Raw genomic sequence first — 25,390 nt, 5'->3', positions numbered from 1 at the left:
GCTATTTTAAGGTGTATTGGTTATTGTTTTTTAAAGTAATGATTTCGTTCTCGAGCAATAATTGCAGCGCAAAGATAATATCCTTAGAGGCAAACGACAGCTTATTTTCGATTTCCCTAGAATTTAAATCAGCGGTTTTTAAAATTTCCAAAATGGCTTTGGTCACTTGTGTCATATCGGTTTTAGGCAATGATTTTGAGACGCAGTATGAGCAAATCCCACAGGTTTGAGTGCTTTTTTCTCCGAAGTATTCCAGTAGCAAAATGCTCTTGCAAGTGTCTTTATTGTTAACAAAATTGAGTACGGACTGCAACTGATTGATTTTTAACTCGTTTTGGCGTTCTAAGTATTTAGCGATGCGATTGATGGTTTTTTCGTCTTCGCGCACTTCATTGAAAACCAGTGTGGCATCATTGTTTTTGGCGAAGTAACTAATGATTTGCATCTGGTTTAATTTCTGTAATAACTGATTGATTTCGGTTTCTGAATGCCCTGATTTTTTAGCAATCAGCGCGGTGTTGAAAGCAGTCGGCAAATCATAAATGCCTGGATAGGTGCGTAAAATGGCAAGCATTATTGGCTCATCGTTGGGGTTCAAACTCGTGTAACGAATTACTTCTTTGGAAGGAATCAAAAACTGAATGGTAATCTTCTCTGAAAATTCCTGAGACAAACTCAAAATGCCTTGGCGATCCAGAAACAAAAGGGCATTATAGGCCTTAAGTGTCGGGAAATCATATTTCGCACAAAAGGTATTTAGGTTAAACGAGAACACTTCCTCCATACCTTCACCATAAGCAATCTGAAAAAAATTACAGAGTTTCAAATATACTTGCAACAGAAACTTTCGATCAGGCAAAACAAAAGTCACTTGATTCATCGCTTGTGATAAATCGGTTTGATGCACCAGTAATACCGCAAATGCTTTTTCGCCATCTCGACCGGCGCGTCCGGATTCTTGGTAATAATTCTCAAGATTTTCGGGCAACTGAACATGAATTACAGTTCTCACATTACTCTTGTCGATGCCCATTCCGAAGGCATTGGTTGCCACAATGACTTGAGATTCTTCTCGCATCCAACTTTGCATGTTTTTTTCCTTTTCTTTCAAAGTCAGTCCGCCGTGAAAGTAAGTTGCGGTGAACCCAAGGCTTTGCAATTGAGTTGAAATTTCCAGACACGATTTGCGGTTGCGCACATATACAATAGAAGGTCCGGGATTTTTGCGTAAGATTTGTTCAATGCGGTACAGTTTGTCTTCCACCTCAAAAACCATGTAGGCAATGTTGGTTCGTGCGAAAGATTTTTGAAACACCGCCGGATTTTCCAGCCCGAGTTGGGTGATGATATCTTCTTTTACTCGCGGTGTCGCCGAAGCGGTCAAAGCCATAAATGAGACTTTTGGGAAATGCGTTTTTAGCTGTGCGATTTTCAAATACGAAGGCCTGAAATCGTGGCCCCATTGCGAAACACAATGCGCTTCATCAATGGCGATGAGGTTGATTGGCAAATTTTTGATGCGTTCCAAAATCCATTCTGATTGTAGTCGCTCAGGAGAAAGGTAAAGGAATTTGTAGTTTCCGAACTGGCAGTTGTCAAGTAAGTCAATCATCTCATCGCTTGAAATACCACCAGTTATTGCCATGGCTTTAATGCCTCTGATTTGTAAATTGGCAACCTGGTCTTTCATTAAGGCTACCAAAGGCGATATCACTAGGGCCAAACCTGGTTGCAGCAGAGCCGGAATTTGAAAACAAATGGATTTTCCGCCTCCGGTAGGCAGCAGAGCAAAAGTATCGCGACCAGAAATGACCGAATCAATGATTTCTTTTTGCGGTTCTCTGAAGGTGTCGTGTTTCCAGTATTGCTGGAGGATTTGTATGGCGTCGGACATGATTTTTAGGGATATAGATTAAACACGTACACAAATTTAAACAAAAATCTGTGCCGTCAGAATATTCAGGATTTCTTCGACTAAGAAAGTGAATTCAAGATAAAATCGATGCGCTCTGATACACTAGCTTTAGGAACTTCGGTCAACGAATAACCGTAATGCGAATAAGTTTCTACCAAATGGTTGTATATGAGTTTGGCCTGCTCGTAGTTTTCGTAACGTTCTTCATCGCTAACATAAATCTCTTCCCAAGGAGGCAAGATGAAAATTTTGGTGTAGCGGTGTTCTTTGCAAGCGATGTCAAAAAACGAAGGATAACTGTCGCCGATGTAATGCATGTAAGCTAGAACATCAGGTAAGCCACGGTCGAGAAACACAAAATCGTGGGGTTCATCAAGTGCGTTTTGGTGTTGTTTTTTGCGTCCTTCCAGGAGTAATTCGCTGAACAATAAAGGTTTTTCTAGAAAGAGTTGTTCGATGCCTTGTTTTTTGGCTTCCATCGTAACTTCGCGCGAAATTTCAGGATAACAACAGTATCCTTTTTCAATTAAACCATCAATGATGGTGGTTTTTCCGGTGCCGGGTCCGCCAATAATTACGATAATCTCTTTTGCCATTTTTGAGCCATCAAGGCGCAAACTTACTCAATCTAATCGGGAATTAAAAAAATGACTTAGGTTAAAAAAAACTAAATGATGAAAATCCTAAAACCGATGCCGCAAAATCCGAAACCAATGCTGTATATTTGCTCTAATTTTTTAAAAAGCATGGACAAAAAAACCGAAGAGTTCTATGAAAGACTGAAGGTAGAATTGGATTTGAACAATCCGATATGGCCTGCAGAATACCTATTCAAATTTATTGTACCGACTGATCCAGAAAAGGTGCGTCGCGTAGAGGATGCCTTTGATTGCATGGGAGCGGTGATTAAAACCACCCAATCCAAAACGGGTAAATTCACCAGTGTTTCAGTCGATGTTCAAATGAAAGACGCCCAAGAAATCATTGATAAATACATAGAAGTGTCTACAATTGAAGGCATTATTTCCTTATAATATGACCAAATACATTAGAGAAAACGCCAACGATGTGGTGCACCACTTAGAATACAATTCTGAGAGGAAAAACCTAATCATTCCTGAATACGGGCGGCATTTGCAAAAACTGATCGATCAAGCAACAGAAGTTTCCGATCGTGAAGAGCGCAACAAATTAGCCAAATATATTATCCAAATCATGGGTAGCATGAACCCGCATTTGCGTGACGTGCCCGATTTTCAGCACAAACTTTGGGACCAGATTTTCATCATGTCTGATTTCAGGCTCGATGTCGATTCGCCATACCCGATTCCTTCTCGCGAAGTATTGGAACTCAAACCCGAACCGCTGGGTTATCCACAGAATTTTCCTAAATATCGTTTTTACGGCAACAACATCAAATATATGATTGATGTGGCCAACGGTTGGGAAGAAGGCGAACTTAAGGGTGCACTAGTAAAGGTGATTGCCAACCACATGAAAAAATCGTTCTTGAGTTGGAACAAAGACACTGTGACCGATGCCGTAATTTTCGAGCATTTGTATGAAATGTCTGGCGGTAAGATCAATTTGCTGCAAAGCTCCGAAGAACTAGTCAACACCACCGATTTGATGCGCACCAACAAACGCACTTCAAATAAAATCATTCCGACAGGACAACCAAAGAATCAGAACAAAAAAAACGGAAAGCAGAAACCTTTCCAGAAGAAAAATAACAACCCTAAATAGTGCCTGAGTGCCTGAGTACCTGAGTGCCTGAGTTTTTATTCGGGAGTTTGCTCAGCTACTAAGGCACTAAGCCACTCAGCAACTAAAAAAATGGGAACTTTTAAAATCGAAGGAGGCATTCGCCTAAAAGGAGAAGTGAGGCCGCAAGGGGCAAAAAATGAAGCATTGCAAATTCTGTGTGCGGTATTGCTCACTCCGGAAAAAGTCACAATCAACAATATTCCTGACATTATCGATGTCAATAAACTGATTACTTTGCTGGGTAATCTCGGGGTAAAAATCCAGAGAAACGGCGAAGGGTCGATTACTTTTCAATCGGATGAGGTCAACGTAGGTTATCTCGAAACCGAAGCTTTCAAAAAAGAAGGCGGATCGCTCAGAGGTTCGATTATGATTGTTGGCCCGCTGCTCGCACGATACGGCAAAGGTTATATTCCGAAACCCGGAGGTGATAAAATTGGACGTCGTCGTTTAGACACTCACTTTGAAGGTTTTATCAACTTGGGTGCGAAATTTCGTTACAATCGCGAAGATCATTTTTATGGTGTGGAAGCGCCAGAAGGCCTTACCGGAACAGACATGCTCTTAGACGAAGCTTCAGTCACAGGAACCGCCAATATTGTGATGGCTGCGGTTCTTGCCAAAGGAACTACTACAGTTTACAATGCCGCTTGCGAACCCTATTTGCAGCAGCTTTGCAAAATGCTCAACTCGATGGGCGCCAATATTAAAGGAGTAGGGTCGAACTTGCTGACTATTGAAGGCGTAGAGTCGCTGGGCGGTTGCACGCACCGAATTTTGCCTGATATGATTGAAATCGGTAGCTGGATCGGACTCGCCGCAATGACCCGGAGCGAAATCACGATTAAAGACGTAAGCTGGGAAAACCTCGGGGTGATTCCGAATACTTTTAGAAAATTGGGAATCACATTGGAGAAACGAGGTGATGATATTTTCATCCCAACCCATGAAACTTACCAAATTAAAACCGATATCGATGGCTCTATTCTAACCATAGCTGATGCACCGTGGCCGGGATTTACACCCGACTTGCTTAGTATTGTTTTGGTCGTGGCTACTCAAGCTAATGGGGATGTGTTGATTCATCAGAAAATGTTCGAAAGCCGTTTGTTCTTTGTAGATAAACTCATTGATATGGGCGCGAAAATTATGTTGTGCGATCCGCACCGCGCGGTGGTCATGGGGCACGATTTTAAATCGCAACTTAAAGCGACCACGATGTCATCACCTGATATCAGGGCCGGAATTTCTCTTTTGATTGCGGCTTTGTCTGCCAAAGGCACCAGCACGATTCAAAATATTGAACAAATTGATCGCGGTTATGAAAGAATCGACGAAAGATTACGGGCTTTAGGTGCCAATATCGTTCGTGTTTAATCTGTAAAGATGTCAGAAAATATAAAATCCATTCGTCCTTTCATTGGTGCTCAAGACTTTGAGGTATCGAGAAACTTCTATCGCGATTTGGGTTTTCATGAAGTGGTATTGTCTGCCGGATTCTCTTATTTTAAAATGGATGGATTTGGGTTTTACCTACAAGATGCTTACGTGAAAGACTGGATTGACAATACAATGGTGTTCATGGAAGTGGCCGATGTGGATGCTTTCTGGAACCAACTGCAAACCCGAAACCTAACGCAGTATCCAAAGGTAAGATTGCTTCCGATTCATCATTATGATTGGGGTAAAGAGTGTTTTGTGCATGATCCGAGCGGTGTATTGTGGCATTTCGGTGAATTTCATCAGTAGCATTTACACATTATGACCCAAGAAGAAAAAGCCATCAAGGCCACTTATTTCAGTATCATTGGGAATTTTGCTTTGGCTTTGGTGAAAGGTTTGGCAGGTTTTTTTGGCAATTCCTATGCTTTGATTGCTGATGCGATTGAATCGACTACAGATATTTTTGCTTCTTTTCTGGTGCTGTTCGGTATCAAATATTCCAATCGTCCGGCAGATGAAAATCACCCATACGGACACGGACGCGCCGAACCACTGATTACTTTTTTGGTCGTTGGTTTTTTAATGACTAGTGCTACAGTCATTGCCTACGAAAGCATTGAAAATATTCAAACCCCGCACGCACTGCCTGCAAAATGGACACTTTTTATCTTGGGTGCAATTATTCTCTGGAAAGAATATTCTTTTCGTTTGGTCATGAGAAGAAGTAAAGAAGCCAACAGCTCTTCACTTGAAGCCGACGCTTGGCACCACCGTAGCGACGCCATTACCTCAGTAGCAGCTTTTATCGGGATATCCATCGCACTTTTGCTCGGGCCGGGTTATGAAATGGCCGATGATTGGGCCGCTTTGTTCGCCTCAGGTTTTATCGTCTACAACAGTTACAAAATCTTCCGTCCTGCTTTGGGCGAAATCATGGACGAGCATTTATACGACGATTTGATTGCCGAAATTCGCAAAGTTTCGCAAGAAGTGGAAGGTATTGTTGGTACCGAAAAGTGTTTTATCCGCAAGGCCGGAATGAAATACCATGTCGAGTTGCATGCTATGGTCGACGCGACGATTTCCGTGAAAGCCGGACACGACATCGCTCATTTATTAAAAGATACCTTACGTCAACAAATTCCCGAACTTGGTCATGTGCTGATTCACATCGAACCTGATGATTTAATCTAGCACATTGAGTATTTTCAGCCCGAATACGACGCCATTCTGCTCATGTTTTTGCTGGTAAGAATGAATATAGTCTATTCTGAAGATCTTGAATTTTCCAAACCCTAAATGATCCAAACCAATAGTATATTCGTGATACGGACTGCGCTTAGGAACCGATAAATTGTGATAACCCAACACCAAAGCAGATTGCAACTTTTTCAGCAGCGGAATCTTGTTCATCACATAGCCGTTGTCATGGTGCTCGGCGTGAAACTCAAAATAGCTGTCGTTAGTGCTGGCGCTATAATAAGGTAACAAATTGTACACATCGAGGTAGCGTTCTTGCGTGCCAATGTGGGTTAGGTTTCCGTTGAAGTGCTTGTAATCGGTAAACGCGATCTGTTCGGCGTTGTAGAATTTTCCGGCTTTAGTGTTGATTTCCAGATTGCCTTTATTGCCCAGCGTTACGTCATAAGTCAAGCGCGCGTTGAGGTGATCATAATTATAACGGTTTTCATTGCCGGCAAAACCTTTATCATAGCCTAAATAGAGCACCGGATAACGCTCGTTCGGTAGGTTGAATTTGCCATCAGGACGAGAAATGTATTGCTGCCCGAAATGGAATTGTGCCGTTAAATAGACATTGGCCAGGTTGTGCTTTTCGATGGCCGGGACGATTTCATTATCTGGCAAAAGCGGATTGTTCGAAGTGTATGTTTTGTCTTTTTTAATCACTGTATAATCTGTCGTATTGAAAACGGGCTTGCGCTCAGAATAGGCCAGTGCTGTATTAAGCGTGATGCCGTTAATTATTTCTCTTTTGAAACGCGCATCGATAAAATTTCGCTCGTATAATTTCATGTAATTGTCTTTAAAGAAAAGTGTGCTCACCGAATTGACAATAGTAAGAATCGGATTGTTTTGGTTGAATTGCGCCAATTGGCTACCGGCGGCAAACCGGAATTCGCTTTGGTTCAGGTTGCTGAATTTGTTGGTGTAGCTCAAGTACGAACGAAACCTCTTTTCTGAAAAACCATAATCGAAATGCCCTTCGGTCGTAGCGTAAGTGCGTTTGTCTGAATCACGTTTGGTATAGCCGACATTTGTATTGACATTCCAACCTTGCACGGTGTTGAAGCCTATATTTTTAATCAATCCGTCGTAATTCAACGACCATTTCTTATATGAATTTTTGTAGCTGTACCCTGAAAGAATATCGCCGATATGGAATTTGTTTCTTTTCGCATCTACCGAATCCAGATAAGTTTTAGACTTCTTTTTAGTTTGCAGCAAATCTTTTTTCAGGTAATCGTTGGTTTCTTCATCAGTTAGTGGCACTGGGCGAAATTGATTCCAGTAGGCATTGTCTTTTTTGTTGGCGCCATTCTCGAAACTGAGCACTTCTCTGGTAAAGGTTCGTTTGTCGACAGCGGGTTCAAATTCGTAATTGGAATATACATAAGTAAATCGGCCCGATACATTGATGCCCAACATTCCGGCTACAAAATCTAATGTTTGAGTATTCTTAATCCAGTTTTTGTTTGGGCTGTTATAGCTGAAATTCTGTTTTAATGTCAGAGAATTTATCATCGGGTTCTGAATCTGTTTGCCGTTTAGCGTCAAATCTATGGCGTAAATAGCCCAACTGTCTTCTACTATATATAGGTAACCTTCCATTGCCGGTTCGGTGTTGCGTTTTGGGGTTACCTTAATTTTATTGATTTGGAAGTTGTTCTCGTTTATAAACGTGCCTTCCATTTTGTAACGATAATAATTGAATGCATTGTCGGCAATCGGCGAAACTACATTGAGTTGGAACGGTAAATAATTCTCGTAACAGTCAAAGTTGGCCGAAGCTGCGGTATTATAACTTAAGCCATTGTCTTTCCCGCTGATTTTCGATGCTACAATAGTTTCCTTAAGCTTGTCGGGTTTCTGGTATACGATTTTGGAAACAGTTTCCGATAAGTAAAGAATTCCGCTGCGGGTAGAGTCGAGTATTTCATCAAAGGCATCGAATTTTTGCCCCATGATTTTTTCTGGCGCATCTTTAATTCTGAAAAGGCCACGAGAATAGAAGTCGGCTTTGTAACGATGGGTGATTTGGGAGTTTTCTTTTTTGTGGGCAATGGCGTTGCGAACAACTTCATTGGCAAGATTGTCTTTTCTGCTAATAACTAGTTCACTTAGTGCGATATTTTCTTCCTGCAGTTGAATATCGCGCACCTTAAGGCTTTTCTCTGATACAAATTTCACCTTTTGGCTTTTATAACCTAGATACTGAAAAACTAGAACATAAGTGCCAGGTTTAGCATCAAGATGGTATTCGCCTACTTCATTAGTGGTGGTACCTATATAAGTATTTTCGATATGAATTGAAACAGCAGCAAGTGGCTGGCCGTTTTCGTCGGTTACTTTACCTTTGATTTGTGCGATCAAGGTCTGATAGGTTAGCGCCAACAGTAAAACAAGTAGCTTTTTCATGACTTTTTTATAAAAAAGATTGGATGGCTAACTGATAACTATCGAGTCCGAATCCGATAATGATGCCTTTTGCGTGAGCTGAAATATAGGAGTGATGCCGAAATTCTTCGCGTGCAAATATATTAGAGATATGCACTTCTACAACTGGCGTGTTGATAGCCTTTAGCGCATCGGCAATACCAATTGAGGTATGCGTGTAGGCTGCTGCGTTGAGAATAATGCCATCATAGCTGAAACCCACTTCCTGAATTTTATTGATAATTTCTCCTTCAATATTACTTTGAAAATGAAAAAGGCCTATTTGTGGGTATTTTTTTTCAAGCATAACAAAGTAACTCTCAAAAGATTCTTTGCCGTATATAGCAGGTTCGCGCTGACCAATTAGGTTGATGTTCGGTCCGTTGATGATGATGATTTTCATGGCATTGGTTTATCTTTTACAAATTAAGTAAAATTTATTGGCAGTAAGCGAGTGGTTTGTAGAACTATGTAAGGTTGATTTCCAACTCAAAAGTTATCTTCAGACATTTAGATATAGTTTGTAGGGCATTAATTTTGGTCTGAATTTCAGATATTTATCTGTTTTTTAAATAAAAACATGGTTAAAAAAGGTAGTTATAAACAATTAATTTGGTTGTTGTTAATAAAAAAGTTGATAACCTTGATTTAATATCGACTAGCCTAAAATGAGTAATTGATGAAACTGAAAATAGATATTCCTTTAAAAGTAGAATTATTGATTGCTTTTTGATATAATTAAATTAAAGTATTGATATTAAATAAATTAAGTATTAATTTAAGTAGATTGTATAGTATTTGAAGGTATGTTTTTTTACGGGCTTACTTTCCGTCTTTGCGAAATGTAAATTCTTTGTTACCCAGTAGTTAAGGCAGTTTAACCAAAAAAAAAGTACCAAAAATTTGTTTTTTAACAATTTATCCTATCTTTGCGTCATTAATTTTAAACAAAACAATAACATGAAAAAAATTATTTTATCAGCTGTAGCGATTTTGGCATTTGGTTTTGCTAACGCTCAAGACAAAAAAGAAGGTGGAGCTGGATTAGGTAATGGTGATCTTTACTTATCAGGTACATTCAACATTTCTAACGTTAAAGAAGGTGACCGTAAGGCAGATAACTTGACTATCAGACCAGGTGTTGGTTACATGTTTTCTGATAACATGGCTATCGAAGGTTCGTTAGGTTATACTTCAGGAAAAACTACTGACGCTGCAGGTAATGATACTTCTGATATGTCAGGTTTTGGTCTTTCTGCTGGTGTAAAATATTTCTTTACTCCTGCTGACAGTTTCTCATTATCAATCGGTGGTATGTTGTCTTATGACATGAATACTGATAAAGCTCTAGTTGCTGGAGCTGATGATGTTAAAACTACAGTTATCGGTTTGAACGTACCAGTTGGTTTGCACTACTTCGTGTCTAACAACTTTGCTATCACAACTACTTGGGGTGGTTTAGGTTATTCAAGCTCAAAACCTGATACTGATGGTGCTGATGCTGAAAACAAAATCAACTTAGGTCTTAATTTGTCTACAATCAACTTTGGTTTGATCTACAAATTGTAATCAATACACAGATGATATTTAAAACCACGCTTCGGCGTGGTTTTTTTATGCCCTAAATTGTCTTTTCTTTGTTGTTATGAATTGGAGTTCGTATATCAAAAGTTATCAATCATATCTCAAGATAGAACGTGGTTTATCTGCCAATACCATTGCGAATTATACTTTTGATATTGAGCGGCTTTGTTCTTATCTTGATCGTCATGGCATTAATGTTTCTCCGGTTAAGATTTCAGAGCAAACCCTTCAGGAATTTATCTACTTTACAGCTAAAGAAGTCAACGCGCGTTCTCAAGCTCGTATCATTTCTGGGCTTAAAAGTTTTTTTTCGTATTTGATATTTGAAGATTTCAGAGAAGACAATCCTTTGGAACTTATCGAAACGCCAAGAATTGGTAGAAAGTTGCCTGATACGTTGTCTTTAGAAGAAATCGATGCCCTTATTGCCGCTATCGATTTGTCGACTGATGAAGGCGAACGCAATAGAACTATATTAGAAACTTTATATTGTTGCGGGCTTCGAGTTTCAGAATTGGTTTCGTTGAAGATTTCCGATTTATTTTTTGATGAAGGTTTTATCAAGATTACCGGGAAAGGTAACAAACAACGTTTTGTGCCCATTAGCACATCGACTCAAAAATACATTGAGTTGTACAAAAGTCAAGTGAGAAGTCATGTTTCTATTCAAAAAGGGTTTGAAGACACCTTGTTTCTTAACCGTCGTGGTAAGCAGCTTACTAGAGCCATGATTTTCACCATTATTAAGAATCTAGCAGTTAAAACAAACCTCCAGAAGACTATTAGCCCGCATACTTTCAGGCATTCATTTGCTTCACATTTATTGCAGAATGGTGCCGATTTACGCTCTATTCAAATGATGTTGGGGCATGAATCAATTACTACAACAGAAATATATGTGCATTTAGATAGCGGACATCTAACCCAAATTCTGCTGTCATTTCATCCTAGAAAATAAGTAAAAATCTTACAGTAAATGTTAAATAATGTATTTTATCGTAAAAAAATGCATTTTATCGATTTATTTTTTTATGTTTGGTTCCGTTATTGAAAAATAGCAATAGTTATTTGTACAATTTTGACCCCAACCAATTTGTATCAATCTATGGAAACCTACAATTATCACGATTTAAAAATTCTTGAAGAAAAGAACAGCTTATACAAGAAGTTGCTATTTCAATCGCCGGATTTGATTTTTCAATTTTCTATTTCAGTTGATGGAAGACTGACCTTTCCGTTTATGAGCAAATCTGTTATTACTCATTTTGACTTACAGCAGGAAGAGAAAAGCAAAGATGCTTATACGGTTCTTAGAAGTAAGATTCATCCTGATGATTTTTCAAAATTTTTAAAGTCTATTCAAGAAGCCAAATCCAAATTAAAAGATTGGAATCATGAGTTTCGGGCCATTCTGCCTGAGAAAGGTTTGAGATGGTTTAGTGGTTCCGCCAGTTTAGAAAAGGACGATGAAGGCACAGTACATTTCTTTGGAAAAATTACCGATGTAACACATTTTAAAGAGCAAGAATTAAAATTGAAACTTTCTGAAGAACGTTTTCTGTTTGCACTCGAAGCTTCCTCAGAAGGAATTTGGGATTTAGATGTGGCCAGTAACAAAGTTTTCTATTCTTCGCAGTCGATGAAAATGCTTGAATTTGATGCAAAAGATAGGGTTGATTCGATTAATTTATGGGACGACAGAGTACATCCGGAAGATAAAAATCGTTATCTCACAGATATTCAGTTACATATTGACCGTGTTACACCTTATTATGAAAATGCACAACGTGTAATGGCTAATTCAGGCGAATACAAATGGATTTTAAGCCGTGGGAAAATTATTCAGCGTGATGAAAATGATAAACCGCTCAGAATCATCGGTACACACACCGACATTTCAGCCCAGAAAGAAAAAGAAGAAGATATGATTCGAACTTTGGGCATTATTGGAGAACAGAATAGTCGACTGCTCAATTTTGCACATATTGTTTCACACAACCTTCGATCACATTCAGGCAATATCGAAATGTTGCTTAACATCATCGCTGAAGAAACCGATGAAGATTTTATTAAGGAAAGTTTCAATCATTTACGGACTTCTTCAAAATCTCTGTCTCAAACCATAGAACATCTTAAAGAGTTGGTAGAAATCCAGTCTGATTTGGTACAGAAAAAAGAAAACTTAAACCTTAGTGCTTATCTCGGAAAAACCTTAGATGTTCTTGCTGAGGAAATTAAAAGCAATAAAGTCATCATTCAAAATAAAGTGCCCGAACAGGAAACAATTGTGTTTAATCCTGCTTATTTAGAGAGTATTCTTCTTAACTTTACTTCGAACGCCATTCGATATGCGCATCCCGATCGAACGCCGGTGATTAGCTATTCAATGACTTCGAACAAGTACCATAAAATTCTTGAAATTGAAGACAATGGCCTGGGAATCAATTTAGAACGTCACGGCAAGAAATTGTTTGGCATGTATAAAACGTTTCACAAGCACAAAGATTCTCGAGGCATTGGGTTGTTCATCACCAAAAACCAAATCGAAGCCATGGGTGGAAAGGTAGATGTCAGCAGTCAAGTTGGAATTGGTACTACTTTTAAAATTTATTTCAATGAGTAAGTTCAAAGACGTATTTGTGATTGATGACGATAAAGTATTCCATTTCATCATCAAGAAATTATTTTCAAAAAACAACATCGATATCAACCCTTCTTTCTATTTGAATGGGTTGGAAGCTATCGAAAAAATCAGAGAAAAAATTAATTTGGGCGTTACAATGCCAGATTTAATTTTACTTGATATCAATATGCCAATCATGGACGGTTGGCAATTCCTGGACGAATTCAGAAAAACCAGAACTACGACTACTACCAATGGCCAGACCATTATCTATCTGGTGAGTTCCTCCGACAGTATTTCCGACATCAACAAGGCCAAGGAGTACCAAGACCAGGTGAAGGATTATTTTTTCAAACCCATGACACTCGAGGATTTGAGAAAGATATTTTAAACAAAAAAGCACTTCAAACAGAAGTGCTTTTTTTATCCGTTAATTTCTACAATTATTTTGCGATGTTGACCGCTCTGGTTTCGCGAATAACCGTTACTTTCACTTGTCCGGGGTAAGTCATCTCGGTCTGGATTTTTTGTGAAATCTCGAATGAAAGCTGCGCAGCATTATCGTCAGAAACTTTTTCGCTTTCCACAATCACCCGCAATTCTCTACCGGCTTGGATCGCGTAAGCATTTTTCACACCACTGAATCCGAAGGCTACATCTTCCAAATCTTTTAAACGTTGGATGTAAGAATCCAATACTTGACGGCGTGCTCCCGGTCTGGCTCCAGAAATTGCATCACAAACCTGAATAATTGGCGATAGCAAAGATTTCATCTCAATTTCGTCATGGTGTGCACCAATCGCATTGCATACTTCTTCTTTTTCGCCATATTTCTCGGCCCATTGCATCCCTAAAAGTGCGTGTGGCAAATCGCTTTCTGTATCTGGCACTTTTCCGATATCGTGAAGCAATCCAGCTCGTTTGGCGAGTTTCACATTCAGACCTAATTCGGCAGCCATGATACCGCAAAGTTTAGAAACCTCGCGTGAGTGTTGCAATAAATTCTGTCCGTAAGAAGAACGGTATTTCATTCTACCCACTACTTTAATCAGCTCTGGATGCAAGCCGTGGATTCCTAAATCAATGACAGTTCGTTTACCGACTTCAGCAATTTCTTCTTCAATTTGTTTGGTAGTTTTGGCGACCACTTCTTCAATACGCGCAGGGTGAATACGGCCGTCAGTAACGAGTTTGTGTAATGACAAACGAGCGATTTCACGTCGAACTGGGTCAAAGCAAGAAAGAATAATAGCTTCTGGAGTATCGTCAACGATGATTTCAACACCAGTAGCAGCTTCGAGTGCCCGGATGTTTCTTCCCTCGCGACCAATAATTCTACCTTTCACGTCGTCTGATTCAATGTTGAACACAGACACGCAGTTCTCAACGGCTTCTTCGGTACCAATTCTTTGAATGGTATTGATGATGATTTTCTTGGCTTCCTGTTGAGCGGTGAGTTTTGCTTCTTCAATGGTGTCTTGAATTTGAGCCATCGCCTTAGTTTTGGCTTCGGCTTTTAGGCCTTCCATGAGTTGCTCTTTAGCATCTTCAGCCGATAAGCCAGAAATCACTTCGAGTTGGTTGAGCTGGCTTTTGTGCATGCGCTCTACTTCCTGTTGTTTTTTCTCTAGGATTTCGATTTTTGACTTATATTCGTTGGTTTTGGCTTCGTACTCGTCATTGATTTTTTTGGCTTTGGAAAGCTCGTTGGAAACCATCGATTCCTTGTCGCGCACCCGTTTTTCTACTTCTGCCATTTTTTTATCACGCGATAGGATGACTTGCTCGTGTTCGGCTTTGAGTTCGATGAATTTCTCTTTTGCCTGAAGTATTTTGTCTTTTTTGATATTTTCAGCTTCGATATTGGCGTCTTTCAAAATAGAAGCGGCTTCTTTTCGAGCACCTTTAATCAGGTTAGATACGTTTCTTTTTTCGATAATTTTCGAGATTCCGAAACCACCTGCAATTCCGGCAATTCCGGCAATCAGTATTGTTACAATGTCCATGTTTGTTTGAGTTAATAATATAAAAAAAGCCTACATTAGGTTGCATGCATAAACTCGTAAAGACAAGTTTTGAGCTGGCTCACTGTTCAAGTTTCCTCGCTGGGCGTGGCATGCTTTAGTAGTGACGATTCGCTCATTCTAATTTGTTAGTGTTGAGTTTACCAAATAATAACTAATGTAGGCAGTATTTTTAGTCGATGTGTAAGAACGTGATGTTGATATTCAAACCACAGGGCTTTTAACCCTTAGTTTTCTCGAGATAACCCAGTAATGCGTCATTGATTTTCCGAATGCGTTCAATGGTTTGCTTGCCGTCGATTGCGTTGTCAATCTGCTTTTGTTCGAGTTGCGATGCAAATTGTAAAGCGCACATGGCCAAAACATCTTGCTTGTCGCGAACAGCATAGTTTTCTTCGAATTGCTTGATCATCATATCAATCTTCTTCGAGGCACTTCGCAGGCCTTCTTCCTGAGACGTTTCTACCGTTAAAGGGTAAACCCGATCGGCGATTGATAATTTGATTTTGAGCTTTTCGTTCATAGGCTATTAATCAGAAAGCTGTGCTATACAGTAATCGATTTCCCGAATCAATGAATTTATTTTGAGTTTCGTTTCTCGTTTGTTTTCTTCGCTGCCTAATAATGAACTGGCCATTTTTAATGAGTCGTATTGTTTTTTCAACGTGGCAATTTCTTCTGATTGTTGTTGAATCACTGTTGTAGCTTTTTGTAACTCTTGCTGCAATTGTGCTGAAGTTTGCTCCTGCTGATCCATTTTTTCTAGCAGTTTTTGGAGCCTACTCTCAAGAGTATCAATAATTTCTACAATTTCACTCATTATAATTCCGTGTCATTACTAACTCAACAAAGTTAACATTACAATCGAATTATACCAATATTTTTAGAAATTTTTCCACAGTCGAAAATTCTCATTTACAATCATTTGAAAAATAAACAGTTATCGCTCGAATAAAAAATGCTGCCACTTCGATTGAATTTTTTACCTTAGCTAAAAACCTTAATACCATGAAATTTTTATTAGCACTTTTGATTTTTTACACGCCTATTTTTTCTCAAAACTACCCTCAAGATTATTTTCAATCGCCTTTGGAGATCCCGATGCAGCTTGCTGGCAATTTCGGAGAACTACGGCCCAATCACTTTCACACAGGATTTGATTTTCGCACCCAACAAAAAGAAGGACTGCCCGTTTTTGCTGTAGCCGACGGTTACGTTTCGAGGGTTAAAATTTCTACCTACGGATATGGAAAAGCCATTTACATTGACCACCCGAATGGCTACACGACGGTGTATGGTCACTTGCAAAACGGTTACGGAAAAATTGCCGAGCGGATTCGTGATGAACATTATCAGGCGCAATCCTACGAAATTGAATTTTTCCCAAAGCCCGGTGAGTTGACTGTAAAAAAAGGCGATACGATTGCCTGGTCAGGAAATACCGGCGGATCGGAAGGGCCACATTTGCATTTTGAGTTCCGCGATACAAAATCCGAGAAAATTATTAATCCATTGCTGTTTGGTTTTGACAAGCTAATGACCGATACCAAAAAGCCGCTGATTTCGAGCCTGTTGGTCTATCCTTTGGACGAGAACAGTATCGCCAATGCATCGCAAAGACCAGTGCTAGTAAACCTTTCGCAGCAAAAAGACGGAAACTACATCGCCGAGAAAATTGCCGCTATGGGCCGAATTGGTTTTGGTGTGATTTGCGGCGACTACGACAATGTTTCCTACAATAATAATGGTGTTTACAGCGTCAAATCTTTTTTAAACGGCAGCCAGAGTTTTGGTTACGATTTCAAGCAATTGGTATTTGAAGAAGGTCGCTATGTCAATGCATTGATTGATTTTCCTCGGTACAAAAGTACTAAACAGCGGGTTCAGAAATTGTTCATGCGCAGTCCGTACAACTTGAGTATTATCAGCGCAGACAGTCACAACGGAGTAGTTGAAGTGCTGCCCAATTTTTCACAAATTTACAAAATTGAACTGGCTGATTATTACGGTAATACTACCACTATTTTGGTTCCAGTAGAATACGAAATGCAAACCGCTTTGATTACACAAGAATCGATCAAAACGAATTATTTGCTGAAAGCCGATACCGATAACAATTACGAGAAAGAACAAATGAGTGTGTTTTTTCCGGCGCATACTTTCTACGAAGATTTCTATCTGAATTTCGAGGTGAAAGATAAAGTCATGACTGTTCACAACGATATGGTTCCGGTTCACAGTAATTTCAAAGTAACCATTACCGACCCTAATGTTCTGCAAAAAGAGAAAACTTTTATCGCGGCTCTTGAAGGTAAACGCAAAACCTATCACAGCACCAAAGTTAATGGCGATACCTTTACTGCCTATTCCAAGAATTTGGGGCAATTTATGTTGGTCACCGATACCATAGCGCCCAAAATTTCGATTGTCAAACCGATTCAAGGCAAATTCATCAACAAAGACAAAACGATTGCTTTGCGTATCAGCGATGATCTTTCAGGGATTAAATCCTACAATGGTTTCATCAACGACAAATGGGTTTTGTTTGAATATGACAATAAAACGGCTAGGATTACGTATCATATCAACGATGAGGAATTGCGCGATGGCGAAAATGAATTAAAACTCACCGTTTCCGATAATCTTGGAAATTCTGCTATCTTTGAAACATCATTTTTGAGAAGTCCTAAAAAATAAAACCAATACTATTGAAAACGAATGCACTGCAGCTTTCCTTCCTTTTTTTCTTGATCGGATGGATGAGTTTTGCCCAAACGGCCAGAGTCAAAGGCGTCATTTTAGATGAAAACAATAAACCGGTCGAGGAAGTCAATATTTCCGCCGGCGGCAAAAGCACCAAATCCAACGCCAACGGTTTTTACCAGATTTTAATAGCAGCCAATGAGAAAGTGCAGTTGGTTTTTACGCATACTTCGCTCAAAAGAAATACGGTAACTCTGACTTTGAAGCCCAATGAAGATTACGAACTCAATCCAGTCATGAGCGAAAAGGCCGAAGGTTTGGGAGAAGTAGTGGTCATGGCCAACAACCGAAAGCGGGTGCAGGGCGTCACTACATTAGAACCGGCGGTCATCCGGAGAATTCCCGGAGCCAACGCCGGAGTCGAGAGTTTGCTGAAATCCTTGCCGGGGGTGAGTTCCAACAATGAGCTCAGTACGCAATACTCGGTACGTGGCGGGAATTACGACGAGAATTTGGTTTACGTGAACGAAATTGAAGTCTATCGCCCGTTTCTGATCCGCTCCGGACAACAAGAAGGTTTGAGCTTCACCAACACCGATTTAGTGCAGAATGTCGATTTTTCTGCCGGAGGTTTTCAGGCGAAGTATGGCGATAAATTGTCTTCGGTACTCGATATTACTTATCGTAGGCCAACCCGATTCGGGGCTTCATTAGATGCGAGTTATCTGGGAGGTGCGGTTTCGGTCGAAGCGGTTTCAAAAAATCAGAAATGGTCGGCCATTACTGGGGTTCGTTATCGTGACAACAGCTTATTGGTGAAAAGCCAAGAAACCCAAACCAACTTTAAACCCACTTTCGCTGACGTTCAAACATACGTTACGTTCAATCCGAATACCAAGTGGCAATTCAGTTTTCTGGGGAATATCTCGCAAAACAAATACAACTACCAACCGCTCACAAGACAAACCAATTTCGGGACTATTTCAGAGCCTATAGCGTTGCAAGTTTTCTATCAAGGTCAAGAGAAAGACCGTTACGATACTTTTTTTGGTGCACTCAAAACTACCTACAAGGTCAATGACGATTTTAGTTTGAAATTGATCGGTTCGGCCTACCATACGCTCGAACAAGAATATTTTGACATTTTTGCGCAATACGCTTTGGGTGAAGTGGACGGCAATATCGGCTCAGAAACTTTTGGAGATGTCACCTACAGCCGCGCCATCGGAACCCAACTCAACCACGCCCGCAACGACCTTGATGCGCTGATTATTAACGCAGAAGTGAAAGGGAATCACGACATCAAGAAAAAGCACCAAGTAGAATGGGGTTTCAAATACACCCGCGAAGACATCCGCGATCGTATTGTTGAATGGGAAGTCATCGATTCGGCTGGTTTCTCAATCAATCCGCCGCGTATCGAACTGCCCAATATCCCGCAAAACGACCAACCTTATAATTCCTATACTGGTCCGCTAGTGCCTTATAAAAGTGTGCGCGCCAAGAATTTTGCAACCATCGACCGACTTTCAGGTTACGGGCAATGGAGTTTGAAAGACAAATGGGGCAGTAGCGAGGTTTGGTACAATGCCGGGGTTCGTTTTCATCAGTGGCAAGTTTCTGCAGACAACATTAACAGCAGTAGTCAAATCGTTTTTAGCCCGCGTGCACAATTCGCGATAAAACCTGAATGGGAAAAAGATATTGTGTTTAGGGTTTCAGGTGGTTATTACTATCAACCGCCTTTTTATCGGGAACTTCGTGACAAAACCGGAGCGGTTCAGCCTGATGTAAAGGCGCAATCTTCTTTACATTTGGTTTTGGGTAGTGATTATAGTTTCAAAATGTGGGATCGCCCTTTTAAGATGGTCACCGAGGCTTATTATAAATCACTGACCGATGTGAATCCTTATACTATCGAGAATGTGCGTATTCGATATGCTGCCAACAACAATGCGACAGCATTTGCACAAGGGCTTGACTTGAGACTCAATGGAGAGTTTGTGCCCGGCACTGAATCGTGGTTCAGTTTCAGCTATCTCAAAACCAAAGAAAATATTGACAACAAAGGAGATATTGCCCGACCGACAGACCAGCGTTTCAAGTTTGCAATTTTGTTCCAAGATTATATGCCGAATATTCCGAGCGTGAAAATTTACCTGAATTTGGTTTACAATACCGGTTTGCCCGGCGGCTCGCCTTCTTACGCCGATCCGTATCAATACCAATCCAGACTGCGTGATTATCGCAGGGCAGACGCTGGTTTTTCGTACGTGTTTACCGAACGAAATGCTTTTCGTCCAGACGGACATTGGCTCAAAAAATTCCAAGACCTGTCATTAGGATTTGAAATTTTCAATATGTTCAACAATCAGAATGCGATTACCAATACTTGGGTGCGCGATGTCTACACCAAAAGCCAATACGGTATTCCAAATTATCTGACCACGCGGGTTTTCAATTTGAAACTATCGGTGCGATTCTAGAATTTATTTGTTATTTTTGATGCTCAATCACAGCTTATGAAAGGCCTTCTGAAAATTGTTTCCTGTTCTGTTTTCCTGCTTCTGATGGGTTGTAAGCAAGAGAAAGAAACACCCAAAGTGACCTACGAAAATCACTCTAAAGCAATCACCGCACCCAAAGTAGATACTACCAAAATAGAAGTAGCAGATTTACCGATTCAAATGCAAGGTACCAACGTGCTGCTTTTTCCCGTAGGCGATTTGAATGTTAATGAACACAATTCGAAAAGCAGTTATGATGCCTCTTCAGGTGTCAGACCAAGTTTCAAGATTTCGAACTACAGCGAAAATGAGATAGTAGGCTTTCTGCGCAATATTAAATTCCAAAGAATCGATTCAGATTCTATCAAAACCTTAACTGACAAGCAGGTACTAATCCAATCTGTTACTTATTTAAAAGCCATAGCCGATAAAAGCAAACAGCAAATCTTGGTGTACCTACTGGAGGATTTAGACACCAACAAAGACAATAACCTTGACACCAACGATATTCAATCATTGTATTTAAGCGATATTTCCGGTGAACGATTCACGAAGATTTCGACTGATTTTCAAGAAGTAATTGATTGGAATGTAGTCGAATCCAAAAACAGACTTTACTACAGAACTATCGAAGACGCCAACAAAAACGGCGCATTTGACAAGAACGATGTTGTTCGGTATCACTATGTTGATTTGACTTCCAAAGATTGGAAAGTCACCGATTATGAGTTGAATTAGATTTGTCTTAAAAATTTAGAAGCCGCAAGTAATAAATATTTGCGGCTTTTTTTATTCCAGTTAAATGAGAATGTCGCTCTCTAAATCGGATTTCTCGATGACAAAATTGAATCCTAGCCTTTTAGAAAGGTCAATTACTAAATTTTTATACCAGTTTTCCGATTTGGGATGAATGTAGATTTTCTCAATCAATTGGTTGATGTCAATGTCGATTTTCAGGCCGTTGTCGATTTTCAATCCGCGCGAAGTCACATCGGTTAGTATTCGAATCTCGCGTTCGTATTGGAAACTTTTCCGCTTGAACAGAAACGGGAAAAAGTCATTTTCAAAAGGAATATATTCTTTTTTGTAATCGATATAATTCACCGAGCCAATATGTTGCTCGAAAGTGGTGTCGCTCAAAAGCGCTTGTTGAAGCCTTTTAACTGTAGATTGAATCGCCAAACCTTCACTTTTCTGAGTAAAAATTTGCCACATCGCAAAGGATTCGTATTCGTTGATGTGCCAAGAACTAATCACGACATTTTCCCGATGCGTTTTATAATAATCCAAAAAAGCCGGGTTGTTCACGGAAAGTTTCTTAATCTCTTCAAAAGTGGGCTCACTGAAAGTGCCTTCGTATTGGTCTTCGAACTTGTCTGAGCGCGACATGAACAATTTCTGGTACAACAACAAATCGACAAATTTCGACAAATCGAGGTATTTCCAAACAATAGTGTCGGGATCATCGGGTAACTTAATATTGCTGTCGTTGATATACATGGTTCAATCAATATTAAAGTTAGAAAAAGAAATTCGCAACCCAACCTGTAGAAACTTAGTTCTCGAAAGACTGCATCGTAACCAGTTTCTTATAAGTGCCGTTGTGCGCCATCAGTTGTTCGTGATTGCCTTGCTCAACGATAACACCTTTTTGCATCACTACAATAATATCGGCTTTCTGAATGGTAGACAATCGGTGCGCGATAACAATTGAAGTGCGGTTTTGCATCATATTTTCCAAAGCTACCTGAACCAATTTTTCACTTTCAGTATCTAGGGCAGAAGTAGCTTCGTCTAGAATCATGATGGGCGGATTTTTTAAAACAGCACGGGCAATGCTCAAACGCTGCTTTTGACCGCCGGAGAGTTTGTTGCCACTGTCGCCAATATTGGTGTGAATGCCTTGGGGTAAATCTTTCACAAATTCATACGCATTGGCAATTTTCAGAGCTTCTATAATTTCTTCATCTGTAGCGTTGTTTTTTCCCAACGCAATGTTGGCTTTAATTGTGTCATTGAAAAGAACACTGTCTTGGGTGACCAATCCCAACAAATGGCGCAAAGAATGCAATTCCATGTCTTTGAGATTGATACCGTCTATGGCAATGCTTCCCGAATTCACATCGTAAAATCGCGTCAGCAAATTGGCAATCGTACTTTTCCCGCTACCGGATTGCCCGACCAAAGCCACCGTTTGCCCTTTTTTGATTTCGAGTGAAAAGTCTTTTAAAACCGGCTCTTCGTCATATTTGAATTGCACATTTTTAAGGATGATGCTGTCGTTAAAATCTCCTTTGACAATCGCGTCAGGTTTATTGGTGATTTCGTTGTTTTCCTCCAAAACTGCAAAAACCCGATCGGCTGCCGCTAAACCACTTTTTACGCTGTAAGATGCTTTGGAAATGGCCTTGGCCGGCGTCAGGATGTTGTAGGCGAGTGCCATATAAGTGATAAACGCCGCACCTTCGAGGGTTTTGGATACCAATACCATTTGGCCTCCATAGAGCAAAAGAATGGCAATGGTCACAATGCCTAAAAATTCGCTCAAGGGCGAGGCGAGATTGTTCTTGTTTCCGATGCTGTTGGCGAGTTTTTGTAAACGTCCGATGGATTGGCTGAATTTGTCCCTGAAATGTTTTTCAGCATTATAGCTCTTCACGACTTTCAGGCCGCTGAGGGTTTCTTCAACCAACGAAATGAAATAACCGGCTTCTTGTTGCGCACGCTGTGATTTTCCTTTGAGCGATTTCCCGATTCTGGAAATAATCAAGCCGGTAACCGGAATAAAGATGAATACAAACAATGTCAGGTTGACACTGATGTAAAACATCGTAATAATCGTGAAAATGATGGTCAAAGGTTCGCGGATAACCAACTCAAAAATCGAAAAGAACGAATTTTGTACTTCGGCCACATCGCCCAGCATTCGGGCCATCACATCGCCTTTGCGCTTTTCGGAATAATACGAAACGGGCAATTCGACAATTTTTTGATACAGCTTGATGCGCATGTCTTTCAGTACGCCATTTCGCAGCGTTGTAATCTGAACCATAGCAAAATAGTTGAACAGGTTTTTCAGAAAGAACAACGAGATGATTAACGCAATCACAAAAAGCAAGGCTTTACTCGGATCTTCACCGGCAAACCTTCCGGCATAGTAAGCCAAAGAATCTTTCAGAAAGCCGCCCAAATCGCTTACCGAACCCAAAACCGGTTTTACCGTCACGGGCTGTTGCTTGCCGAACAAGATGTTGAGCATCGGAAACAGCGACACCATCGAAAGCGAACTGAACAGCGCGTACAAGATATTGAACACCACATTCAGCACCGCGTTGGTCTTGTAGGGTTTGATGAAAGGAAATATCTTTTTGTAGCTTTCCATCAAATGATATTTAAATCCAGTAGGATGTTTTTGATTTTTTCATCGAGAATGGCTTCAGTTCTTGGTGCATCGGCTACATTGTCCAGCGGCGCATTCACGCTCACATAGAATTTGATTTTTGGCTCGGTGCCACTTGGGCGGGCTGCGATTTTAGCTCCATCTTCGGTGTAGTAAATCAACACGTCTGATTTAGGAACTGTTAAAGCTTCTTCTTCGCCGGTCAATAGATTTTTGGCGATGGATTTCTTGTAATCTTCGAGCATTAGCACTCGCTGACCATTGATTTCTTTGACCGGATTCTCGCGCATATCGACCATCATCTGGTTGATTTCTCGCAAACCATCGATGCCTTTTTTGGTCAATGACACCAAGTATTCTTTATAAAATCCGTGATCTACGTACAGATTCAACAATTCTTTATAAACCGAACTTCCTGCGGCTTTGGCTTGCGCTGCAATTTCGCACATGAGTAGGGTAGCAGCCACCGCATCTTTATCGCGCACGGCATCGCCCACCATAAAACCAAAACTTTCCTCGCCACCGCCAATAAACTGCAAGTTCGGGAAATCTTTGATGAACTTGGCGATCCACTTGAAACCGGTTAGTCCGACTTTGCATTCCACGCCGTAAGCTTCTGCAAGTTCGAGCATCATCGGAGTAGAAACAATCGTAGAACCAATAAATTGCTTACCGTCGATTTTGCCTTGGCGTTTCCATTGTTCTAGCAAGAAAGCCGTCATTAAAACCATCGTTTGGTTTCCGTTGAGCAAAATCATTTTTCCGTCATTGTTCCTGACTGCTACGCCCAATCTATCGCAATCCGGGTCGGTGCCCACCACGATATCGGCATTAAGTTTTTCGGCTAAAGCTAGAGCCATGGTAAGCGCTTCAGGTTCTTCCGGGTTTGGAGATTTTACAGTCGGGAAATCACCATTCGGCTCGGCTTGTTCGGGAACGATGTTCACATTGGTATAACCTGCTTTCGCGAGCACATTCGGAATCGCTTTAATCGACGTACCGTGCAAAGAAGTAAATACAATATTGAGGTTTTCCTTAGCTGCCGCCGGCGTATTGAAACTCGCGTTGGCAATCGAGGAAGCTGCGAATGCCTCGTCAATTTTCACATCGATATACTCAATCAAATCGGCATTGGGTGCGAACTTGATTTCGTCGTAATTCAATGATTCAATCACTTTGATAATTTCGCCATCTTGCGGAGGAACGAGTTGTCCGCCATCTTCCCAATACACTTTGTAACCGTTGTATTCCGGCGGATTGTGCGAAGCGGTCAATACAATTCCGGCTTGGCAACCCAAGTATTTGAGCGCAAAACTGAGTTCTGGTGTTGGGCGCATATCCGAGAACAAATATACCTTGATACCGTTGGCCGAAAACACATCAGCGACCACTTTTGCCAGCGTGTTACTATTGTGGCGACAATCATAAGCGATGGCGACTTTTAAATCTTTTCCGGGAAACACCTGTTTCATATAATCAGAAAGTCCTTGAGTGTTTTTACCGAGTGTGTATTTATTGATTTTATTGGTGCCCACGCCCATCACACCGCGCATTCCGCCAGTGCCGAATTCAAGGTTCTTGTAAAAACTTTCTTCGAGTTCTTTGGGCGACGAAGTCATCATCTCTTTAATCGCCGTTTGGGTTTCATGGTCAAAAGTTGGGGTGAGCCAAAGGTTGGCTTTATCAAGAATAGGTTGTGGAATATTCATAACATTCATTTTAATCAATAGGTAATATAATATTTTTAGG

22 protein-coding genes are annotated in these 25,390 nt (G+C 40.5%); 12 read left to right on the top strand and 10 right to left on the bottom strand.

What is annotated here, in order from left to right; genetic code table 11:
- Position 1 precedes the first annotated feature (1 nt).
- A complete protein-coding gene (locus G4D82_RS08775) occupies positions 2 to 1,894 on the bottom strand; it encodes a RecQ family ATP-dependent DNA helicase (protein ID WP_166336712.1) in 1,893 nt (630 codons plus the stop codon).
- 80 nt (positions 1,895 to 1,974) lie between these two features.
- A complete protein-coding gene (locus G4D82_RS08770) occupies positions 1,975 to 2,511 on the bottom strand; it encodes an AAA family ATPase (RefSeq protein WP_166336710.1) in 537 nt (178 codons plus the stop codon).
- Positions 2,512 to 2,661: 150 nt separating this feature from the next.
- Here G4D82_RS08770 and G4D82_RS08765 point away from each other — a divergent pair, with 150 nt between their 5' ends.
- The 5 genes from G4D82_RS08765 (at position 2,662) to G4D82_RS08745 (ending at position 6,319) form a co-directional block, all read left to right on the top strand.
- Positions 2,662 to 2,949: a DUF493 family protein gene (locus tag G4D82_RS08765; protein WP_166336796.1), complete on the top strand. Its 288-nt coding sequence runs from the start codon at positions 2,662 to 2,664 to the stop codon at positions 2,947 to 2,949.
- Position 2,950: 1 nt separating this feature from the next.
- Positions 2,951 to 3,661, top strand: a complete 711-nt coding sequence (locus tag G4D82_RS08760; RefSeq protein ID WP_166336708.1) for a DUF4290 domain-containing protein — start codon at positions 2,951 to 2,953, stop codon at positions 3,659 to 3,661.
- Positions 3,662 to 3,751: 90 nt separating this feature from the next.
- Entirely contained in the window at positions 3,752 to 5,059 is a 1,308-nt protein-coding gene (gene murA, locus G4D82_RS08755; RefSeq protein WP_166336706.1) for a UDP-N-acetylglucosamine 1-carboxyvinyltransferase, read from the top strand.
- 9 nt (positions 5,060 to 5,068) lie between these two features.
- Positions 5,069 to 5,431 (top strand): VOC family protein, encoded by a 363-nt coding sequence (locus tag G4D82_RS08750; protein WP_166336704.1) that lies wholly within the window; start codon positions 5,069 to 5,071, stop codon positions 5,429 to 5,431.
- 12 nt (positions 5,432 to 5,443) lie between these two features.
- Positions 5,444 to 6,319, top strand: a complete 876-nt coding sequence (locus tag G4D82_RS08745) for a cation diffusion facilitator family transporter (RefSeq protein WP_166336702.1) — start codon at positions 5,444 to 5,446, stop codon at positions 6,317 to 6,319.
- Here the strand turns inward: G4D82_RS08745 and G4D82_RS08740 are convergent.
- Together G4D82_RS08740 and aroQ are read right to left on the bottom strand one after the other, a co-directional pair.
- A complete protein-coding gene (locus G4D82_RS08740; protein ID WP_166336700.1) occupies positions 6,311 to 8,782 on the bottom strand; it encodes a DUF5686 and carboxypeptidase regulatory-like domain-containing protein in 2,472 nt (823 codons plus the stop codon). The two genes, G4D82_RS08745 and G4D82_RS08740, sit on opposite strands and share 9 nt — an antisense overlap.
- A 7-nt stretch (positions 8,783 to 8,789) precedes the next feature.
- On the bottom strand, positions 8,790 to 9,203 hold the full coding sequence (gene aroQ, locus G4D82_RS08735) for a type II 3-dehydroquinate dehydratase (RefSeq protein ID WP_166336698.1): 414 nt from the start codon (positions 9,201 to 9,203) through the stop codon (positions 8,790 to 8,792).
- A 557-nt stretch (positions 9,204 to 9,760) separates the two neighbouring features.
- Between aroQ and G4D82_RS08730 the strand changes: the two genes are divergently transcribed.
- From G4D82_RS08730 to G4D82_RS08715, 4 genes are all read left to right on the top strand, one after another.
- Positions 9,761 to 10,369, top strand: coding sequence for an outer membrane beta-barrel protein (locus G4D82_RS08730; protein ID WP_166336696.1), 609 nt, complete (start codon positions 9,761 to 9,763; stop codon positions 10,367 to 10,369).
- A gap of 76 nt (positions 10,370 to 10,445) precedes the next feature.
- On the top strand, positions 10,446 to 11,342 hold the full coding sequence (gene xerD, locus G4D82_RS08725; protein ID WP_166336694.1) for a site-specific tyrosine recombinase XerD: 897 nt from the start codon (positions 10,446 to 10,448) through the stop codon (positions 11,340 to 11,342).
- A 147-nt stretch (positions 11,343 to 11,489) separates the two neighbouring features.
- The gene (locus G4D82_RS08720; protein ID WP_166336692.1) at positions 11,490 to 13,007 is read left to right on the top strand and encodes a PAS domain-containing sensor histidine kinase; all 1,518 of its coding nucleotides are present in this window, start codon (positions 11,490 to 11,492) and stop codon (positions 13,005 to 13,007) included.
- Positions 13,000 to 13,398, top strand: a complete 399-nt coding sequence (locus G4D82_RS08715; protein WP_166336690.1) for a response regulator — start codon at positions 13,000 to 13,002, stop codon at positions 13,396 to 13,398. Before G4D82_RS08720 ends, G4D82_RS08715 begins: the two co-directional genes overlap by 8 nt.
- A 52-nt stretch (positions 13,399 to 13,450) precedes the next feature.
- On the opposite strand, the gene rny is transcribed toward G4D82_RS08715, so the two are convergent.
- The 3 genes from rny to G4D82_RS08700 all read right to left on the bottom strand — a co-directional run bounded on the left by rny (position 13,451) and on the right by G4D82_RS08700 (position 15,851).
- On the bottom strand, positions 13,451 to 15,013 hold the full coding sequence (gene rny, locus G4D82_RS08710) for a ribonuclease Y (RefSeq protein ID WP_166336688.1): 1,563 nt from the start codon (positions 15,011 to 15,013) through the stop codon (positions 13,451 to 13,453).
- A 238-nt stretch (positions 15,014 to 15,251) separates the two neighbouring features.
- Positions 15,252 to 15,554: a cell division protein ZapA gene (locus G4D82_RS08705; RefSeq protein WP_166336686.1), complete on the bottom strand. Its 303-nt coding sequence runs from the start codon at positions 15,552 to 15,554 to the stop codon at positions 15,252 to 15,254.
- A 6-nt stretch (positions 15,555 to 15,560) separates the two neighbouring features.
- On the bottom strand, positions 15,561 to 15,851 hold the full coding sequence (locus tag G4D82_RS08700; protein WP_166336684.1) for a hypothetical protein: 291 nt from the start codon (positions 15,849 to 15,851) through the stop codon (positions 15,561 to 15,563).
- A 188-nt stretch (positions 15,852 to 16,039) separates the two neighbouring features.
- On the opposite strand from G4D82_RS08700, the gene G4D82_RS08695 reads away from it, so the two are divergent.
- The 3 genes from G4D82_RS08695 to G4D82_RS08685 are packed head-to-tail and all read left to right on the top strand — an operon-like array spanning position 16,040 to position 20,979.
- Complete coding sequence (locus G4D82_RS08695) at positions 16,040 to 17,728, top strand: M23 family metallopeptidase (RefSeq protein WP_166336682.1); 1,689 nt, start codon at positions 16,040 to 16,042, stop codon at positions 17,726 to 17,728.
- A gap of 11 nt (positions 17,729 to 17,739) precedes the next feature.
- Entirely contained in the window at positions 17,740 to 20,220 is a 2,481-nt protein-coding gene (locus tag G4D82_RS08690) for a carboxypeptidase-like regulatory domain-containing protein (protein ID WP_394352287.1), read from the top strand.
- A 36-nt stretch (positions 20,221 to 20,256) separates the two neighbouring features.
- On the top strand, positions 20,257 to 20,979 hold the full coding sequence (locus tag G4D82_RS08685) for a hypothetical protein (RefSeq protein ID WP_166336680.1): 723 nt from the start codon (positions 20,257 to 20,259) through the stop codon (positions 20,977 to 20,979).
- Positions 20,980 to 21,039: 60 nt separating this feature from the next.
- Here the strand turns inward: G4D82_RS08685 and G4D82_RS08680 are convergent, their stop codons facing one another.
- Genes G4D82_RS08680 through G4D82_RS08670 form a run of 3 tightly spaced genes read right to left on the bottom strand, consistent with a single transcriptional unit; the run spans position 21,040 to position 25,350 of the window.
- On the bottom strand, positions 21,040 to 21,741 hold the full coding sequence (locus G4D82_RS08680; RefSeq protein WP_166336678.1) for a hypothetical protein: 702 nt from the start codon (positions 21,739 to 21,741) through the stop codon (positions 21,040 to 21,042).
- A 55-nt stretch (positions 21,742 to 21,796) separates the two neighbouring features.
- Positions 21,797 to 23,626 (bottom strand): ABC transporter ATP-binding protein, encoded by a 1,830-nt coding sequence (locus G4D82_RS08675; RefSeq protein WP_166336676.1) that lies wholly within the window; start codon positions 23,624 to 23,626, stop codon positions 21,797 to 21,799.
- Positions 23,623 to 25,350, bottom strand: coding sequence for a phospho-sugar mutase (locus G4D82_RS08670; RefSeq protein ID WP_166336674.1), 1,728 nt, complete (start codon positions 25,348 to 25,350; stop codon positions 23,623 to 23,625). Before G4D82_RS08670 ends, G4D82_RS08675 begins: the two co-directional genes overlap by 4 nt.
- Positions 25,351 to 25,390 lie beyond the last annotated feature (40 nt).

Source organism: Flavobacterium lotistagni (assembly GCF_011392125.1).
GTDB lineage: Bacteria > Bacteroidota > Bacteroidia > Flavobacteriales > Flavobacteriaceae > Flavobacterium > Flavobacterium lotistagni.
This window is presented reverse-complemented; position numbering and strand designations above follow the sequence as displayed.

Bases quoted from the DNA above. Each gene is read 5' to 3' on its own strand.
- G4D82_RS08720 (WP_166336692.1), top strand. From the start codon at position 11,490: ATGGAAACCTACAATTATCACGATTTAAAAATTCTTGAAGAAAAGAAC.
- G4D82_RS08760 (WP_166336708.1), top strand. From the start codon at position 2,951: ATGACCAAATACATTAGAGAAAACGCCAACGATGTGGTGCACCACTTA.
- G4D82_RS08685 (WP_166336680.1), top strand. From the start codon at position 20,257: ATGAAAGGCCTTCTGAAAATTGTTTCCTGTTCTGTTTTCCTGCTTCTG.
- G4D82_RS08745 (WP_166336702.1), top strand. From the start codon at position 5,444: ATGACCCAAGAAGAAAAAGCCATCAAGGCCACTTATTTCAGTATCATT.
- aroQ (WP_166336698.1), bottom strand. From the start codon at position 9,203: ATGAAAATCATCATCATCAACGGACCGAACATCAACCTAATTGGTCAG.
- murA (WP_166336706.1), top strand. From the start codon at position 3,752: ATGGGAACTTTTAAAATCGAAGGAGGCATTCGCCTAAAAGGAGAAGTG.
- G4D82_RS08770 (WP_166336710.1), bottom strand. From the start codon at position 2,511: ATGGCAAAAGAGATTATCGTAATTATTGGCGGACCCGGCACCGGAAAA.
- G4D82_RS08680 (WP_166336678.1), bottom strand. From the start codon at position 21,741: ATGTATATCAACGACAGCAATATTAAGTTACCCGATGATCCCGACACT.
- xerD (WP_166336694.1), top strand. From the start codon at position 10,446: ATGAATTGGAGTTCGTATATCAAAAGTTATCAATCATATCTCAAGATA.
- G4D82_RS08765 (WP_166336796.1), top strand. From the start codon at position 2,662: ATGGACAAAAAAACCGAAGAGTTCTATGAAAGACTGAAGGTAGAATTG.
- G4D82_RS08705 (WP_166336686.1), bottom strand. From the start codon at position 15,554: ATGAACGAAAAGCTCAAAATCAAATTATCAATCGCCGATCGGGTTTAC.
- G4D82_RS08740 (WP_166336700.1), bottom strand. From the start codon at position 8,782: ATGAAAAAGCTACTTGTTTTACTGTTGGCGCTAACCTATCAGACCTTG.
- G4D82_RS08695 (WP_166336682.1), top strand. From the start codon at position 16,040: ATGAAATTTTTATTAGCACTTTTGATTTTTTACACGCCTATTTTTTCT.
- rny (WP_166336688.1), bottom strand. From the start codon at position 15,013: ATGGACATTGTAACAATACTGATTGCCGGAATTGCCGGAATTGCAGGT.
- G4D82_RS08700 (WP_166336684.1), bottom strand. From the start codon at position 15,851: ATGAGTGAAATTGTAGAAATTATTGATACTCTTGAGAGTAGGCTCCAA.
- G4D82_RS08670 (WP_166336674.1), bottom strand. From the start codon at position 25,350: ATGAATATTCCACAACCTATTCTTGATAAAGCCAACCTTTGGCTCACC.
- G4D82_RS08730 (WP_166336696.1), top strand. From the start codon at position 9,761: ATGAAAAAAATTATTTTATCAGCTGTAGCGATTTTGGCATTTGGTTTT.
- G4D82_RS08715 (WP_166336690.1), top strand. From the start codon at position 13,000: ATGAGTAAGTTCAAAGACGTATTTGTGATTGATGACGATAAAGTATTC.
- G4D82_RS08775 (WP_166336712.1), bottom strand. From the start codon at position 1,894: ATGTCCGACGCCATACAAATCCTCCAGCAATACTGGAAACACGACACC.
- G4D82_RS08750 (WP_166336704.1), top strand. From the start codon at position 5,069: ATGTCAGAAAATATAAAATCCATTCGTCCTTTCATTGGTGCTCAAGAC.